Origin of the sequence: Demequina sp. NBRC 110055 (assembly GCF_002090135.1) — a bacterium.
Lineage (GTDB): Bacteria > Actinomycetota > Actinomycetes > Actinomycetales > Demequinaceae > Demequina.
The window spans coordinates 79,367-93,701 of sequence record NZ_BBRL01000009.1 but is presented as its reverse complement, the minus strand read 5'-3'; the positions used below and the strand labels follow the sequence as shown (position 1 = coordinate 93,701).

The 14,335-nt window shown below is 66.0% G+C and carries 15 protein-coding genes; 9 read left to right on the top strand and 6 right to left on the bottom strand.

The features are described 5' to 3' along the window. Window positions 1–137 precede the first annotated feature (137 nt). The 4 genes from B7K24_RS10615 to B7K24_RS10600 are packed head-to-tail and all read left to right on the top strand — an operon-like array spanning window position 138 to window position 5,125. Complete coding sequence (locus B7K24_RS10615) at window positions 138–2,165, top strand: hypothetical protein (RefSeq protein WP_084130311.1); 2,028 nt, start codon at window positions 138–140, stop codon at window positions 2,163–2,165. A gap of 38 nt (window positions 2,166–2,203) precedes the next feature. After that, complete coding sequence (locus tag B7K24_RS10610; RefSeq protein WP_144268256.1) at window positions 2,204–4,375, top strand: hypothetical protein; 2,172 nt, start codon at window positions 2,204–2,206, stop codon at window positions 4,373–4,375. Between the two features lie 2 nt (window positions 4,376–4,377). Beyond that, window positions 4,378–4,854 carry a hypothetical protein gene (locus B7K24_RS10605; protein WP_084130309.1) on the top strand — a complete coding sequence of 159 codons (477 nt, stop codon included), beginning with the start codon at window positions 4,378–4,380 and terminating at the stop codon, window positions 4,852–4,854. A 37-nt stretch (window positions 4,855–4,891) separates the two neighbouring features. Further along, the gene (locus B7K24_RS10600) at window positions 4,892–5,125 is read left to right on the top strand and encodes a hypothetical protein (RefSeq protein WP_144268255.1); all 234 of its coding nucleotides are present in this window, start codon (window positions 4,892–4,894) and stop codon (window positions 5,123–5,125) included. Here the strand turns inward: B7K24_RS10600 and B7K24_RS10595 are convergent. The 3 genes from B7K24_RS10595 to B7K24_RS13320 are packed head-to-tail and all read right to left on the bottom strand — an operon-like array spanning window position 5,122 to window position 6,552. After that, on the bottom strand, window positions 5,122–5,703 hold the full coding sequence (locus tag B7K24_RS10595; RefSeq protein ID WP_144268254.1) for a hypothetical protein: 582 nt from the start codon (window positions 5,701–5,703) through the stop codon (window positions 5,122–5,124). The two genes, B7K24_RS10600 and B7K24_RS10595, sit on opposite strands and share 4 nt — an antisense overlap. A 5-nt stretch (window positions 5,704–5,708) precedes the next feature. Next, window positions 5,709–6,320, bottom strand: coding sequence for a hypothetical protein (locus B7K24_RS13325; protein ID WP_144268253.1), 612 nt, complete (start codon window positions 6,318–6,320; stop codon window positions 5,709–5,711). Between the two features lie 52 nt (window positions 6,321–6,372). Beyond that, the gene (locus B7K24_RS13320) at window positions 6,373–6,552 is read right to left on the bottom strand and encodes a hypothetical protein (RefSeq protein WP_144268252.1); all 180 of its coding nucleotides are present in this window, start codon (window positions 6,550–6,552) and stop codon (window positions 6,373–6,375) included. A gap of 214 nt (window positions 6,553–6,766) precedes the next feature. Between B7K24_RS13320 and B7K24_RS10590 the strand changes: the two genes are divergently transcribed. From B7K24_RS10590 to B7K24_RS10570, 5 genes are all read left to right on the top strand, one after another. Further along, complete coding sequence (locus B7K24_RS10590; protein ID WP_084130306.1) at window positions 6,767–7,540, top strand: hypothetical protein; 774 nt, start codon at window positions 6,767–6,769, stop codon at window positions 7,538–7,540. 214 nt (window positions 7,541–7,754) lie between these two features. Then, on the top strand, window positions 7,755–8,231 hold the full coding sequence (locus tag B7K24_RS10585; protein ID WP_084130420.1) for a GAF domain-containing protein: 477 nt from the start codon (window positions 7,755–7,757) through the stop codon (window positions 8,229–8,231). A gap of 99 nt (window positions 8,232–8,330) precedes the next feature. After that, window positions 8,331–9,974 carry an MFS transporter gene (locus B7K24_RS10580; protein ID WP_084130305.1) on the top strand — a complete coding sequence of 548 codons (1,644 nt, stop codon included), beginning with the start codon at window positions 8,331–8,333 and terminating at the stop codon, window positions 9,972–9,974. Window positions 9,975–10,084: 110 nt separating this feature from the next. After that, window positions 10,085–10,519, top strand: coding sequence for a DUF2871 domain-containing protein (locus B7K24_RS10575; protein WP_084130304.1), 435 nt, complete (start codon window positions 10,085–10,087; stop codon window positions 10,517–10,519). Window positions 10,520–10,636: 117 nt separating this feature from the next. Continuing rightward, complete coding sequence (locus B7K24_RS10570; RefSeq protein WP_084130303.1) at window positions 10,637–11,152, top strand: universal stress protein; 516 nt, start codon at window positions 10,637–10,639, stop codon at window positions 11,150–11,152. Here the strand turns inward: B7K24_RS10570 and B7K24_RS10565 are convergent. Genes B7K24_RS10565 through B7K24_RS10555 form a run of 3 tightly spaced genes read right to left on the bottom strand, consistent with a single transcriptional unit; the run spans window position 11,149 to window position 14,208 of the window. Beyond that, the gene (locus tag B7K24_RS10565) at window positions 11,149–11,574 is read right to left on the bottom strand and encodes a hypothetical protein (RefSeq protein ID WP_084130302.1); all 426 of its coding nucleotides are present in this window, start codon (window positions 11,572–11,574) and stop codon (window positions 11,149–11,151) included. The genes B7K24_RS10570 and B7K24_RS10565 overlap by 4 nt on opposite strands. A gap of 50 nt (window positions 11,575–11,624) precedes the next feature. Then, window positions 11,625–13,037 (bottom strand): FAD-dependent oxidoreductase, encoded by a 1,413-nt coding sequence (locus B7K24_RS10560; RefSeq protein WP_084130301.1) that lies wholly within the window; start codon window positions 13,035–13,037, stop codon window positions 11,625–11,627. After that, entirely contained in the window at window positions 13,030–14,208 is a 1,179-nt protein-coding gene (locus B7K24_RS10555) for an MFS transporter (protein WP_084130300.1), read from the bottom strand. The genes B7K24_RS10560 and B7K24_RS10555 overlap by 8 nt, the downstream gene beginning before the upstream one ends. Between the last annotated feature and the right edge of the window lie 127 nt (window positions 14,209–14,335).

Genomic DNA, 14,335 nt, shown 5'->3' with positions numbered 1-14,335 from the left:
CCGACATGGCGGCGTTCATCGTCGCCTTCCCCGGCTTCCGCCCCCACGACTACTGGGCGCTGACCAAGGCCGAGCACGACGCCCTCGTCAAGGCATTCAACGACGCCCACCGCAACCAGTAAGGAACACCCCCGAGCATGGCCAATCAGACCATCCAGGTCTCAGTTCTTGCGGACACCCGCAAGTTCTCTTCGGCCATGCGCGGGCTCTCCAAGGAGACCGGATTCAAGCGCCTAGCTGACGGTGCCAAGCGCCTAGGCAAGGCCATGACCATCGCCGGTGCCGCTGTCGGTGCCGTGGCCGCTGTAGGCGTCAAGAAGGCGGTAGACGCTGCCTCTGACCTGGCCGAGTCCACCAACGCCGTGAATGTGACGTTCGGCAAGTCCGCCGCTGGCATCAAGAAGTTGGGGGAGCAGGCCGCTACCTCAGTCGGTCTCGCCAACTCTGAGTTCAACGGTCTTGCCGTGCAGTTCTCGAGTTTCGCCAGCAAGATCGCCGGACCCGGTGGCGACGTGGTGAGCGTCATTGACGACATTACGAAGCGATCCGCTGACTTCGCATCGGTGATGAACATCGACGTGGCTGAGGCTGCCTCAACGTTCCAGTCCGGTCTAGCCGGTGAGACCGAGCCCCTCAAGAAGTACGGCATCGACCTCAGCGCCGCCGCCGTCGAGGCCTACGCCCTCGCCAACGGCATCTCTGACGGCACCAGTGAGATGACCGAGGCTCAGAAGGTCCAAGCCCGCTACGGCTCCCTCATGGAGCAGACAGCAAAGACTCAGGGTGACTTCGCCAACACGAGCGACGGTTTCGCCAACTCCCAAAGGATCATCGCCGCACGGTTCACCGACATCTCCGCGCGCATCGGCTCCAAGTTCCTGCCCCTTGCCGAGAAGGTCACCGCGTGGGTTGCCGAGTACGGCTTGCCGCTTTTCGAGAAGTTGGCTGACGACGGCATCGCGTGGGTCTCCCAGAAGGTCTCCGAACTGACCGACTGGTTCCGCTCCGACCTGCTGCCGGTGCTCCAGGAGCTCTACAGCAAGTTCCAGCAGAACATCCTTCCCGTTCTTCAGCAGATGGCCGAGTGGCTGACCGGGACGCTCATCCCCGCGCTGGTCGATTTCGGTAAGTGGATCATCGCCAACCGCGATTGGCTGGCCGCTATCGCCATCGTTATTGGCACCGTTGTCCTGGGTATCCAGGCATACGTCAAGGTGATGGCGATCTGGAAGGCCGTGACGACGACCGCCGCCGCTGTGCAAGCGGTGTTCAACGCCGTGCTGTCTGCAAACCCCATTGGCCTGGTGATCCTCGCTATCGCCGCATTGGTCGCCGGACTGGTCTATTTCTTCACTCAGACGGAGACCGGTCGCAAGATCATCGCCAAGGCGTGGGAAGGCATCAAGAAGGCGATCAAGTCGGTGACCGACTGGTGGACCAACACCGCATGGCCTGCCATCAAGCGCGGCTGGGACGCCATCGGGAAGGCCTTTCAGTCCGGGTGGAACACGGTGAAGCGGTGGATGGGCAACGTGTTGTCATTCATCAAGACGGTTTGGGGCTTCTCCCCGCTGGGCCTCATCGTCAACAACTGGAACCGGATCACGAAGGCGTTCAGTAACGGCTACAACACCGTGAAGCGATGGCTGACCAACGTCAAGAACTTCGTCATCCGCGTGTGGTCCTACAACCCCGTGTCCCTTCTGACCCGCAACTGGGACGGAATCGTCTCCTACTTCAAGTCGCTTCCCGGTCGCCTCGTGGCCGGTCTGGGCTCCCTGTACTACCGCCTGACTTCGCCGTTCCGCAGCGCGTTCAACGCGATTGCGGGCTACTGGAACCGCACCGTGGGTCGGGTCTCCTTCTCGATCCCTTCGTGGGTGCCGGGTATCGGTGGCCGTGGCTGGTCCCTGCCCCGTATCCCGATGCTGGCGAACGGTGGAATCGCGACGAGCGCCACTCTGGCGATGATCGGTGAGGGCCGCGAGTCTGAGGCGATCCTCCCGCTGAGCAAGCTGGAATCGCTCATCAACCGCGAGCCCCGGGGCGGGACTTTCTACGAGATCCACGTGCATACGGGCGTAGGCGATCCCGTCCAGATCGGACGCGAAGTCAAGCGCACCATCGACGCGTATGAGCGCGCCAACGGGCGGCGGGCCGCATGAGTCACGTACGCCTAGAAGCGCTCCAGCCATTAGATGACGTGTTTGTGCTCGACCGCTCGACCCTTGACGGCTCAGAGTCAATGGTGCTGACCTCTCGATACGGCACCGAGTGGCAGGGCATCGAGTGTGACTCCACAGGCATGACGGTCACGCGCGGCGGATCCCGCCAGGGCCTCGGAACGAAGATCGATGTCGGGAGCTTGAATGCCTCGTTTGTGGACGGCGTGAATCCGGTAGACGATCCTGACCTTCGCCCCGGCGTGCCCGTGCGCCTCTTGGCTGAAGTCGAGGTGCCGACATCCATTGCAACGTTCATCGCGCCCGCGAATCCGTTCACGTACAGCGCGACCGCGATATGGGACGTGCCCGACACTGACATTCCCAAGCGCATCACCTTGGAGGTTCGCGTCAGCCGCGCCACGGATGTCCGATGGGCGTCGAACGGTTACGCGCTGGAGGACTATCAGCGGATCCCCGCCAACACCTGGACCACGGTTACTGGCCTGGTGGCCGGAGGCTGGAACAGGCCCAACCTCTACTTCAACCGAGGAGATTTCCCTTACGAGGGCGACGGGGATCAGCCCGTCTCTCTTGAGATCAGAAACGTGTCCGCCGTCGAGCTCGGCTCGCCCCTGTTCACCGGCTCCATCGACAAGTTTCGCGTCAACTATGACAAGCAGGACGACCGTTCTTACATCAGCATGACCGCGTTCGACGGTGTGGCGCGCATTGCTTCCACGCCCCGCAATGGTGCTGATGGCCCCGAGCGTTGGCAGGCTCGCTTTGACCGTCTGCTGAAGTCGTGCCCCGTGCCGTACGTCGCCCCGGACCAAATCGAAGAGGACGACTGGGACAACGTGGAGAACCTTGACGGCGCTGAGCAGATAGGGGAGTGGACCGGTAGTTGGTACATCGACCCGGGCTACCCAGAGATTCTAAACGACAACGTGTCGGGTGCCGCTTGCTCTCGCGTGATTCCGGTTGAGGCGGGCCGCGTCTATTACCTGCGGGTTGGGATGGCCGTAGAGACCGGCAGTCCGCTTGACGCTACGGCGAGCATTGACGCCCCGCTCACGGAGTGGCAAGCCTCTAATGGCACGTTTTGGGTAAACCGGTCTGTGATCTTCCGGCCGATGAAGGACACCGTGACGCTCACGGTTCAAGCCCCGGCTGGTCGCAGATATCAGATTGACTCAACGCTCATCGATGTACGTCCTCGTGCGCTGTGGGCCGCACCTGTCGTCCACGACTCGGACCTTGCTTCTCACCTGGACATTGCCGCGAACTCGGCGGACGTGGGTTGGTATCTAGACCGTGAGGGCACCGTGCGCATCTCCGAAGGTGGAGGCGACCCCGTGGCGCACTTCAGTGACGTTCATGACGAGGGTGACCCGCTCCACGTCTGTTACACCGAGGCCGATGTCAGTTACGACACCGCCGAGGCCACCAACACCATTCGGTTCGCCAATCACGGCCGCAAGGACAACGGTACGGACATCCCCGTACCTGCCACCGCTGCACCCGCAACGCTGCCGCTCAGCACGTGGACGACGTGGCAGATCTGGGACACAAACGTCTATCCGATGACCGCGAGTAAGTGGGAGGTCTCCGTAGACCTTCGCGTGAGCCACCCCACGTCGGTGTATTGGTGGCATCCCGAGGGTGGGAACTACGGGTTCGTGGCTTGGCCGGGACGTTGGTACACGGTCACCAACGGACCCACAGGCAACCTCCTTTCGCGGTCCTTCGACTTCCGACCCACGAACGGTGTTCCAGGCGGGACGACGGTCAGCCTCTACACCCGCAACCTCTCTGTTCGCGCTGTCGGCAAGTACGAAGCAGACGACACCACGCTTGGTGCGTTCATCGACCACGCCGCTGCCGCTACCTGGGGCGAGCGCGCAGAGGAACTAGAGACGGCGATCGAGACCGGAACGCCTTACGACTCACTAGGCGAAGGCATCGAGGACCAGGCCGCATGGCTCGCTGAGCGTCTGCTGGCCCGCTACAGCCGTCCCGAGCCCACTGTCTCCAAGGTCACATTCGACGCGATGGAGTGCCCGGACATTGCCCCTCAACTCGATATCCATACAAAGGTTTCCGTCACCCATCGGGGCCTTACGCAGACTTCGACCATCGTCGGGATTGATCACGACATCAGACCCGATGACTGGTTCATCACCATCACTTTGCAGGAAGCGAGAAACTAGAGATGCCTTACAAAGACTTCGGGGCTGAGGTACTGACCGCCTCAGACGTGAACACCTACCTGATGCGTCAGTCCCTTATCCGCGTCGCCAATCAGTCGGAACTCGACGCCATCCCCACGCCCGTCGCCGGGATGATGGCTACCCGCCTAGACAACGGGATCACCTACCGCCACGACGGCTCATCGTGGAAGCGCCACACCTACGCCACGGGCGCAATGATGCAAGCGGGCGCGGCCTCCACCACAACCATCCCCGCGTCCACGTCTGCATGGGCTGACGTCCTGACCGTCACATTCGCGATCCCCTTCGCTGCCACGCCGTCCATCACGTTCTTCAACAGCACGTCGTATAGCGGCTCGGATCCGATCCTGTGGTCACTCGGCTCCTACGACGCCACGGGCTTCACTCTCCGCGCCAAGTGCGCCTCATCCAAGACCGCCCAGTTCGTCCACTGGGTCGCGACCGCGAGAACGCAGTGACGTGATGGAACCGCAAGAATCCGTAACGCTGGGGGTCGTGGTCGCACGCCTGGAAGACATCAAGAAGGACCTCCACGACCTCCGCGATGAGGTCCGCGTCACGCAACAGAGCCTGGTTGGGCGAGGGGAGTGGCAACAGCGCAACGCGCATGTAGACACCCGCCTTGACGCGTTGGAAGGCTCGAAGTCCCGGACCTGGACCGTGGTAGCGGTCATCGTCGCCGGACTATCTCTAGTTGTCACTGTTGGCCTCGCCATCGCCGGGAACTAGTCGAGTGGTTGGCCCCGGAGCTTCAACCAGCTTCGGTAGAGCCATGCGGTGGACTTTGGCATTGCGCCTTGTTCGAAGAGCTCACGTCTTGAGGTGACCTTTAAAAGCAGATCGCCCTTGCCGCGTCGCCAGCGAGTCCCATGGCGGTCCGAGAACTCGACGTAGTCGAGCGGGTAGTCAAGGATGACTTCACTCTTCTGAGTATTCGGTCCAATGCTGTCCCACCGGTGAGACGTGGGGCGGTACATCACAACTTCGTCTTCTGGCGTAACGGTGTCGATCCACCCCGGGGCGGCTGGAAGCTCCACGTCAGTCAATGACGCGTCGGACCCGTTCGTCACGTTTGCGACGTAAGCCGGGTAGCTTTCTTTGGTCGCGCGGATGAAGTCGCGTTGCCAGTCCTCCAGATCGCGTTCGAGCAACTGAGGCTTTCGTTCGCGACGTACCACGACTATCACGCGCATCGCTTGGTCGCGTTGGTCACGAGATGACCGGGTAGCTGCAAGCCACACCGCTGAGCCCGCCGCGAGCGCTGACCCCACACCGCCGACCCACTCACCAACTGAGCCCCATTCCATGGCCGTCACTCCCTGCCAGTCACGGCATCGCCATCATGGGAGGGTGATACCGGCTCGGGAGTGCCTACCTTGGGCAGTTCAGCACCTTCCTCAAACGCTTGAATCTGAGCCGAGCACTTCAATGAGAGTTCGTCCATGCCGTCGCGCACAATCTTCGGGGTTACGTCTGAGCGAGACCTGCCGAGAATTGCTTCAGTGCGCGTCCCGATGTCGTCGAGATGCTTGGTCACGGCCTTATTTATCTCTGGAGTGGCTGCCATTCGCAACCCGGCTCCTGACTCAGACAGAGCTTTGTATGCGTCGTAGAGTTCGAGGGCGAGTGCCACCGTTTCAGGCGTTTCGCCCTCATCCGTATGGGCGGATGCTTGCAGCTTGGCGCTGAATGAGTGAAGGTCAGAAAACCGCTTCAGGTAGTCAATAGTTGCCTCACGAAGGAGCTCTGCCCGACGCTTCGCGAGATCCCGAGCGCGTGAGTCTGCTAGAGCCTTCTCTTCGATGGCGCGTTGCTCTCGCTCCGATTTACGACGCGAGCGCTCGATCATTCCCGTGGCGGTCACTGTGACCCCCACGCCGAACAAGGCCCAGAGGCCATCAGGCATCGTCTGCCACCAACTCATGATCGTCACCCCTCAGCGACTAGATTTTCACTAGATTCTGGACGCTCTGGTTCTAGTCTTCGTATCCGTCCGCAGCGCACTTCGCCATCCACGCGCGATAGGTCGCATAGTCGGCTTCCGAGTCCGTGACCTTCCACCGCGAGTAGGCCGAGCGGGTCTCATCGCATGCTGACTTCTCGGCAGTGAGGCCCCAGGCGACCAAGGTCGCGATGAAGATGACCACTACAGCCAAAGCAATGAGTCCCCGCCGTTTCCGGCGCGGCTTTGGGTTGTTCGCGGGCGTGTCAGGCCGTGGGCCGGGCAGAGTCAGACCGTCTAGGTTCCAACTAGCCATGTCGCGATCCTGTGTCACGCCGCACCCCCTCAGGCTCTTCGTGCCCCGATGCTAGCGCTCGCGCCCCGCGCGCATAAGTGGCTCAACGGTGCCACTGCCTAAGGTGGGCACTATGAGTGGGGACGACGACTGGAGACTGCGCTACGAGAATGTGATCAACCATCCCTGGGTGAAGGTCGAACGGGAGTGGAAGAGTCTTGACCTAGTGGCTCAGATCCTCGAAGCGAATCAACAGGATCTTCTTGACCTTATCCACGCCTTCGAGACAAGTGTTGAGATCGCCCTGGAGTGGGTCAACAACGTCAAGAATCCGAACCCCACGAAGGACGCCTTTAGGCTCCACTTCGTGAGGTACCTGTTCAACTACCTTTCGAGCGTCACAACATTGGTTGACCACACTCGAAAACTGATGACCCGCTACGAGGGATCCGAAGTCCACGCAGAGTACTTGGCGAAGGTTCGGGCTATCTCGAACGCGGGGCGTGGGCCATTGCTCCAGAGGCTCCGGAACCACGCTCTACATGACAAGATTCCGCCTTGGCGAACTGAGATCAGTTTTCGCGGTGTCGTTGTGTCGCCCGAGACGTTGGACGCGTCGATCCACCTCAGCCGCGATCAGATGCTCGAATACAAGGATCTGCCCGCGAGTGCACGCCGATTCCTGGAGTCCAGTGCAGAGAAGATCCCTATCGCACAGATCGTGAAGGAATACCGCGAAGAGGTTAAGCACGTTTACGACTGGCTCTTCGGCCAGGTGCCCGTCTTGCATTCCGCCGACATCGCCGAGTACAACGATCTTGTAGTCGCCTTCCAAGGAGCGGAAAGAACGCCCGGCCACCCGGACTACGTGCCGCCCGAAGAACGGTCCTACCTCAACCCGCAGTAGAGGGCGCGTGCCCCAGCCGTGCCCCAAACGTGCCCCGAATCGCCTACTGTGGGGCATGCAAGGACTGGGCACTTTCTACGAAGTCCAACGTAAATGGCCGTTCCTAGCTCACCGGTCGGGGCACGCAGCCTGATTTGGGAGCAGAGGGTCGCAGGTTCAAATCCTGTCACCCCGACTTTCCGGCCGTCGCATGACGGCTCGAGGAGGTCGCGTGATGCAGCCCGTGTTTCGAGCCCCGATGCGATCGCGTCGCGACGACATCGACCCCGCCGCCGCCGTTGAGTGGGCACTCGCTGAGGCCTTGTGTGGCGTGGGAGGGGTCGTGGAGCCGGCGCCCGGCACCGTTGAAGACGCCGTCGTCCTAGTGCGCCACCGCTATGACGAGCGGCTCGCGCGACGCGTGCAGCGCTTCGCGGACGCGCCCGGCGGTGCCAGGGTGTGGACTCGCGACGGAGACGGGCTCTTCTGGGTGGGGGAGCTCACGGGGCCGTGGCGTTACGACCCGACCCCGGCCGCGGTTGCCGTGGACCTGGTGCATGTGCGCGACTGCCGGTGGCACGCGGTCCCCTTCGAGGAGACGCGAGTCCCCGATGCTGTCCGCGCGACATTCGCGAGGGGCGGGAGGAACTGGCAGGGGATTCACGGTGCGGGCGTCGAAGCACAGACGCAGGCGCTCCTGCGCGAGACCTAGGCGCACCTGGCGCGCCATCTCCCACTCCGTGACAGGGCGCGGGGCGTCGACCCCCCCACTCATCGACATTTATCGACATGATGTGGATAAGATGACGGCATGGCCCCTGACGCTGCCCCGCAGTCCACGCCCGTGACGACCCCGCACCGCTGGTGGGCGCTCGCCGCCGTCGCGTTGGGCGTCTCCCTCATCATCATGGACGCGACCATCGTGAATGTCGCGCTGCCGGTGGTGATCCAGGACATCGGCCTGACCGCCACCCAGGCGGAGTGGATGAATGCGGTCTACTCGCTCATGTTTGCCGCGCTCCTGCTCACGTCCGGGCGTGCGGGCGACCTGTGGGGCAGGCGCCGCATGCTGCTCATCGGCATGGCCATCTTCGTGGCCGCGAGTGTGGTCGCGGGCTCCGTCGACACGGGCGAGGCGCTGATCGCGGCGCGCCTGGTGCAGGGCATTGGCGCGGCGCTCATCATGCCCGCGACCCTGTCCACGGTGAACGCCGTGTTCGTGGGGCGCGAGCGCGCGATTGCCTTTGCGGTCTGGGGCTCGACCATTGGAGGCATGGCGGCGGTCGGCCCGCTCGTGGGCGGGTGGCTCGCCACCGACGTGACCTGGCGGTGGGCCTTCTGGCTCAACGTGCCCGTGGGCCTGGTGGTCATCGCGCTCGCCTTGTGGGCGGTGCCGGAGACGCGCGAGGCCGACGCCCGTGGCGGGCTCGACCTGCGCGGCGCGGCCCTGTCGGCGCTCGGTATGGGTGCGATCGTCTTCGCCCTGATCGAGGGCGGTCAGTATGGCTGGTGGCTCCAGGACTCGGGCGCGATCTCGCCCGTGCCGCTCGCGCTCGCCGGAGGCCTGCTCGTGATGGCATGGTTCGTCCGCGACCAGCTTGCCGGTCGCCGCGCCGGCCGCGCCGTCCTCGTGGACCTGACCTTGTTGCGACTGCGCTCATTCCGGTACGGCTCGATCGCGGCGCTCGTGGTGGCGCTGGGTGAATTCGGCCTGCTGTTCACGCTGCCGCTGCTGCTGCAAAACGCTATGGGCTACACCGCACTGGGTACCGGGTGGCTGATCCTCTTCCTCGCCGTGGGTACCTTCCTCGTCTCCGGCGCGACCCCCCAGCTGACGGCCAGGCTGGGTGCGCGCGCCGTGGTGCGCATGGGCCTCGCGGCGGAGGCGATCGCGGTCGGCGGTCTGGCCGTGACCCTGTCGTCCGACCTCCCGGGCGCCGCCATCGCCGCGTGGCTGTTCCTCTACGGCGCGGGCGTGGGCATGGCGACGGCGCAGCTGACCAACGTGATCCTCGTCGACGTGCCGGTCGCACAGTCGGGCCAGGCCTCGGGTCTGCAGAGCACCTTCCGGCAGGTGGGATCCGCGCTCGGCGTGGCGATCCTGGGCACGCTTCTCATGGTGTCGCTCGGGCGCGCCACCGACGCCCAGCTGACCGATGCCGGTCTGCCCTCCGACGTGCGCGCACCTGTCGTCGAGCAGGTAAGGGGTTCGGCCGGAGTGGCGATCCCCGCCCTGCAGGCGGATCCGGCGACCGAGGCGGAGGGCGACGCGGCCGCCGAGGCGATGATCACCGCCTCGCGTATCACCACGGGCGTCGCCGCCGGTGTGATCCTCCTGGGCCTTGCCGCGACGCTCGCGCTGCCGGCGCCTGCCCCGGCATCCTCGCGGCGCGACGACGAGGACGGGGCTGAGGGCGAGTCCGAGGGGGCCGGAACGCGCGACGGGGAGGCGTAGGCCTCGCGCGAACGGTCATTTTATCGACAAGGTGTTGATAACATGGTCGGTGTGCGACGGCGCCCGCCGCCCGCGACACCCCCGAGCCACGCCCTGTCGAAAGGACACCCATGCGCCGCCTCTACGTTGCCGCGTTCGCCTACACGATCGCCGGACTCGCCTCCGGGCTCTTCTACCGCGAGTTCACCAAGCTGAACGACTTTCCCGTGGGCGAGACGACCATGTTGTCGGGAGTGCACACGCACTTCCTCGCGCTCGGCACGCTCGCGTTGCTGATCGTGCTGGCCCTCGAGAAGCTCTTCGGGCTGAGCGCGAGCCGGGCCTTCACGTGGTTCTTCTGGCTGTACAACGTCGCGCTGGTCGTGACCGCGGTGATGATGACGTGGCACGGCATGCTCACCGTCCTGGGCCGCGAGTCCGGGGCGATGATCGCGGGCTTTGCCGGCCTGGGGCACATGACGATGACCGCGGCGCTCATCCTGCTGTTCGTCGCGCTCGGCAAGGCGCTCAAGCGCGACGAAGCGCACGCCGCCGTCGCCGCCTAAGGCCTCGTCAGGGGAGGGTGCCGCGCGGCGCCCTCCCCGACGTGCGTCCGGGTGCTCGTGGGAGGACACTGGAAGTGACGCGCGGGAGCGTCTCGCGCGGCATCGAAGGAGGCCGTGATGACTGCCACACCGCATATTTTGGTCGGGGTGGTGCCCGGCCAGTCCGACACCGTCATCAGCACCGCCGCACGCTTCGCGAAGCTCCTTGGCGCCCACGTGGTGTGCGCGAGCGTCGACTCGGCCCGCCTCGCGATCGAGCGCCAACTCGACGGCTCCGTGGTTTCCGTGTCGATGAGCGCCGAGTTGACCGACACCCTGGTCGAGCGCTTCGATCCCGACCTTGAAAGCCACATCAAGGCGATCTTCGACGAGGCCGGGGTCGCGTTCAGCACGCGGGCAGACGCGGGCCTCGCGTCCCAGCAGCTGTCTCTCATTGCGGATGAGATTGACGCGCAGATGATCGTCGTGGGCACTCGCGACCCAGGCATCCGCGGCACGCTCCACGAGTTCTTCTCGGGCTCGGTCGCGGCGCAGTTATCGCACCGTCAGCACCGTCCGGTCCTCGTCGTTCCCCAGGCGCCGGTCGGTGACGATGAGGAGCTCCCGTGGGAGCAGGGTGCGCAGGCGAATTAGGCCTCGACCGACTCCGCCAGCGCGTTCCCCACGACGAGCCCCATCACCTCCGGTAGCCCCGCGGCGACCTTGCGCCCGGCGACCATCCAGTACAGCCAGCCCAGCGGCCCCGTCGCGCGTACCCCATGGCGCACCCGCAGCCCTTGGGACGACGGCGCCATGTGGTGCGGGAACTGAAGCGAGCCCAGCGGCAGCAGGATCTCGAAGAGCATCTCCTCGCGCTCCTTGAGCTCGAGGAAGTGGATGGTCTGCTTGCCGCCGGAGACGAGCGTGCCGCGCGCGCCCACGGTGGGCGGGGTCGCGAAGTCGCACGCCTCCACGCCGGGGTCGTCGCTTACCCAATCGGCGGGCGTGGTCCAGCGCTTCCAGACCGCCTCGGGGGAGGCGGTCGTGACGACGGTGTGAGAGCGGCTCAGTGCCATGGGGGAGTCCTTTCGTGCGGCCGATGCCGTGGCGGGGTGGCCGTCCCGGCCTACGCCGGCACCGGCTCGGGGTGGGGGAGGGTGTGCGTCGCGAGGGCGCGGCGCACCTCGCGGGCGGCGCGTTCACCGGCACGAATCGCGCCGTCCATGAACCCGGTCATGGTCTGGGCCGTCTCGGTGCCGGCCCAGTGCAGCGGGCCCACCGGCGTGGCGACGGCCGCACCCACGGTGGTCCACGCGCCGGGTGCGGGCACCGCCGTCGGGCCGCCGAGGATCCAGTCCTCGCGGGCCCAGCGCTGCTCGGCGTAGTCGACCGGCTCAAGGGCGTCCGGCCCGAAGATCTCGGCGAAGGATCCGATGGCGCGGGCGCGGCGCTCCGCCGCGGGGAGCGCGTCCCACGTCCGTGCGTCGTCGCCGCCGATGAAGCCCAACAGCACGCCGGGGCCGTCGCCCTCGGGGCTCGCGTCGAAAGTCGCGCACACGGGTCCCGAGGACGACTGCGCCTGCCCGCTCATGGGCCGCCTGAGCCCGCGCCCGCTCGCGTCGCGCCAGAACGGGCGCTCGTAGACCGCATAAGCCTTCGACAGTGTTCCCTGCGGCCACGATTCGCCCAGCGACGCCCACGGATCGGGCAGCGCGGGGGAGAAGGCCATGCGTGCGCGCGAGGCCGGGGGGATCGCCACGATCACTCGGGAGGCCCGCACGGTCACGCCCTCGGCGGTGACGGTGACGCCGTCGTCGCCCCAGGCGACCGCGTGCACGGGTGATGACAGCCTTACCCGGGTGCCCATGGCATCGGCCATCCGTTCGCTGAGCGTGGCCGCGCCGTCATGGAAGTGGCGCTCTTGGAGGCCGTCGGTGGTGCCCAGAAGCGGCCAGAGTCCGCCGGCCTGGCGCGCGTAGTGCAGCACGTGGAGGAAGGAGATCTCGCGTGGCTCGCAGCCCCACGACGTGCGGGTGACGAACGCGAAGAGCGTCACCAGGAGGTCGCCGCCGCCGCGCGAGCGCAACCAGTCCTCGAGGCTGAGTGCGTCCCATTCCTGCGCGCGCGGCGCGGTCCACGGCGCGTGGCTGGGAACGGTGGCGGACAGTCGGTCGATAGTCGCCATCACCGCGCCCAGGTGGGCAAGGCGCACGGGGCCGATGGGGAACAGCGAGCCGGCGTACTCGCGCCGGCGGGCGCCCAGCACCATCGCCTGGGCGCCCGCGTCATAGGTGGCGAAGGACGTGACGCCGAGTTCGGCGGCGAGCGCCGCGACGTGGTCCTGCCCGGGGCCGATGAACGTGCCGCCCAGGTCGACGTTGAGCCCCGCGACGGTGTGATTCCTGGTGCGCCCGCCCACCCGATTGGTGGCCTCGAGCAGGGTCACGTCGAGCCCGGCGGCGATGAGCTCGCGGGCTGCGGTCAGGCCGGAGAGCCCGGCGCCGATGACGCAGACGTCGGTGGTGACGGTGTCAGGCATGGTGTCCTCCTGGGACGGTGGGTGCCGCGCGGTCGCGGCGGTACGAGCGGACGGTGAGCAAGGCGGCCGCCACGAGGACGGCGGGCATGACGATGGCGGCGCGCAGGCCCACGGCATCGGCGACCACGCCGGTCGCGCCCGAGCCGATGACGACGCCCAGGTAGTTGAAGAGGTTCAAGCGGCTGACCACCTCGTCCTGGTGGTCGGGCGCGAGGTCTCCCGCAGCGGAGAAGGACAGGGGCGCCATGAGGCCGATCCCCAGCCCGGACGCACCAAAGGCTGCGACCGCGATCCACGGCGCGGGCGCCGCCGCAGCGACGAACAGCGAGGCGGTCGCTGTGACGATCGCGCCGGTGAGCACGGGGGCGCGGCCCATGCGGCCCACGAGCCTGTCTCCGACAATACGGCTGACGAGGGAGCAGGCCTGGTAGGCGGCATATCCGAGCGGTACCACGACGGCCGCGGCGGCGAGCTCCTGGTCGAGGAACACCGAGCTCCAGGTGCCGACGACGGAGTCGCCGATGTAGGCGACGGCGACCACCACGCCGAAGACGAGGATGCCGGTCCACGGCAGGGGCGGGTGCGCCGCGTCCGTGGCGGTGCCGCGCTCGGGGTCGGCCGCGAGCCTCCCTCGGACCGCGGCCGCGATTGCGAGGCCCGCGAAAGCGGCCACGCCGTATGCCGCCTCGAACGGGGCGTCGAGGCCCGCGACCGCAGAGACCAGTAGCGCTCCCATGATCGCCGCGACGGTCTGCACCGCGTAGAGCGAGGAGATGAGCGAGCGGCCCGCGGCGCGCTGGAGCGTGAGCGCCTGCATGTTGTTGCCCGCATCGGCGAGGCCCACTCCCAGTCCAAACAGCGCGAAGACGGGAAAGAGCAGTGCGTACGGGACGTCGAGCATCGCGAGGGCCACCGCAACGGCCTGGATCGCGAAGGCGGGCGCGAGCAGGGCGCCCGAGCCCCACCGGGTGGCGAGCGAGCCCGCGAGCACCGAGCCGGCGCCCGCGAAGACCACGGTGGTGAGGATGACGAGGGACACCTCGGTCTCCCCGATACCGGTGCGGCCCTCGATGCCGGGAAGGCTCGTGAGGATGACGGCCATGAGGAGGCCCTGGGCGAAGAACCCTGCTGACACGGCGGCGCGGGTCGGCGACAAGACGGGGACGGTCATGCGTACCTCTCATGAGGTTCCGGGGGTATTCGCCAGGTTATGGATCAACTGATCTAAATAGGTTGCGGCCATGTAAAACCTGGGTTTCCTGCGGACTCTCGTTCCTGACCGCCCGCGTCATTGCGGC

Bases quoted from the DNA above. Each gene is read 5' to 3' on its own strand.
- B7K24_RS10575 (WP_084130304.1), top strand. From the start codon at position 10,085: ATGCGCCGCCTCTACGTTGCCGCGTTCGCCTACACGATCGCCGGACTC.
- B7K24_RS10580 (WP_084130305.1), top strand. From the start codon at position 8,331: ATGGCCCCTGACGCTGCCCCGCAGTCCACGCCCGTGACGACCCCGCAC.
- B7K24_RS10560 (WP_084130301.1), bottom strand. From the start codon at position 13,037: ATGCCTGACACCGTCACCACCGACGTCTGCGTCATCGGCGCCGGGCTC.
- B7K24_RS10590 (WP_084130306.1), top strand. From the start codon at position 6,767: ATGAGTGGGGACGACGACTGGAGACTGCGCTACGAGAATGTGATCAAC.
- B7K24_RS10595 (WP_144268254.1), bottom strand. From the start codon at position 5,703: ATGGAATGGGGCTCAGTTGGTGAGTGGGTCGGCGGTGTGGGGTCAGCG.
- B7K24_RS10565 (WP_084130302.1), bottom strand. From the start codon at position 11,574: ATGGCACTGAGCCGCTCTCACACCGTCGTCACGACCGCCTCCCCCGAG.
- B7K24_RS10555 (WP_084130300.1), bottom strand. From the start codon at position 14,208: ATGACCGTCCCCGTCTTGTCGCCGACCCGCGCCGCCGTGTCAGCAGGG.
- B7K24_RS10615 (WP_084130311.1), top strand. From the start codon at position 138: ATGGCCAATCAGACCATCCAGGTCTCAGTTCTTGCGGACACCCGCAAG.
- B7K24_RS10585 (WP_084130420.1), top strand. From the start codon at position 7,755: ATGCAGCCCGTGTTTCGAGCCCCGATGCGATCGCGTCGCGACGACATC.
- B7K24_RS10605 (WP_084130309.1), top strand. From the start codon at position 4,378: ATGCCTTACAAAGACTTCGGGGCTGAGGTACTGACCGCCTCAGACGTG.
- B7K24_RS13325 (WP_144268253.1), bottom strand. From the start codon at position 6,320: ATGAGTTGGTGGCAGACGATGCCTGATGGCCTCTGGGCCTTGTTCGGC.
- B7K24_RS10570 (WP_084130303.1), top strand. From the start codon at position 10,637: ATGACTGCCACACCGCATATTTTGGTCGGGGTGGTGCCCGGCCAGTCC.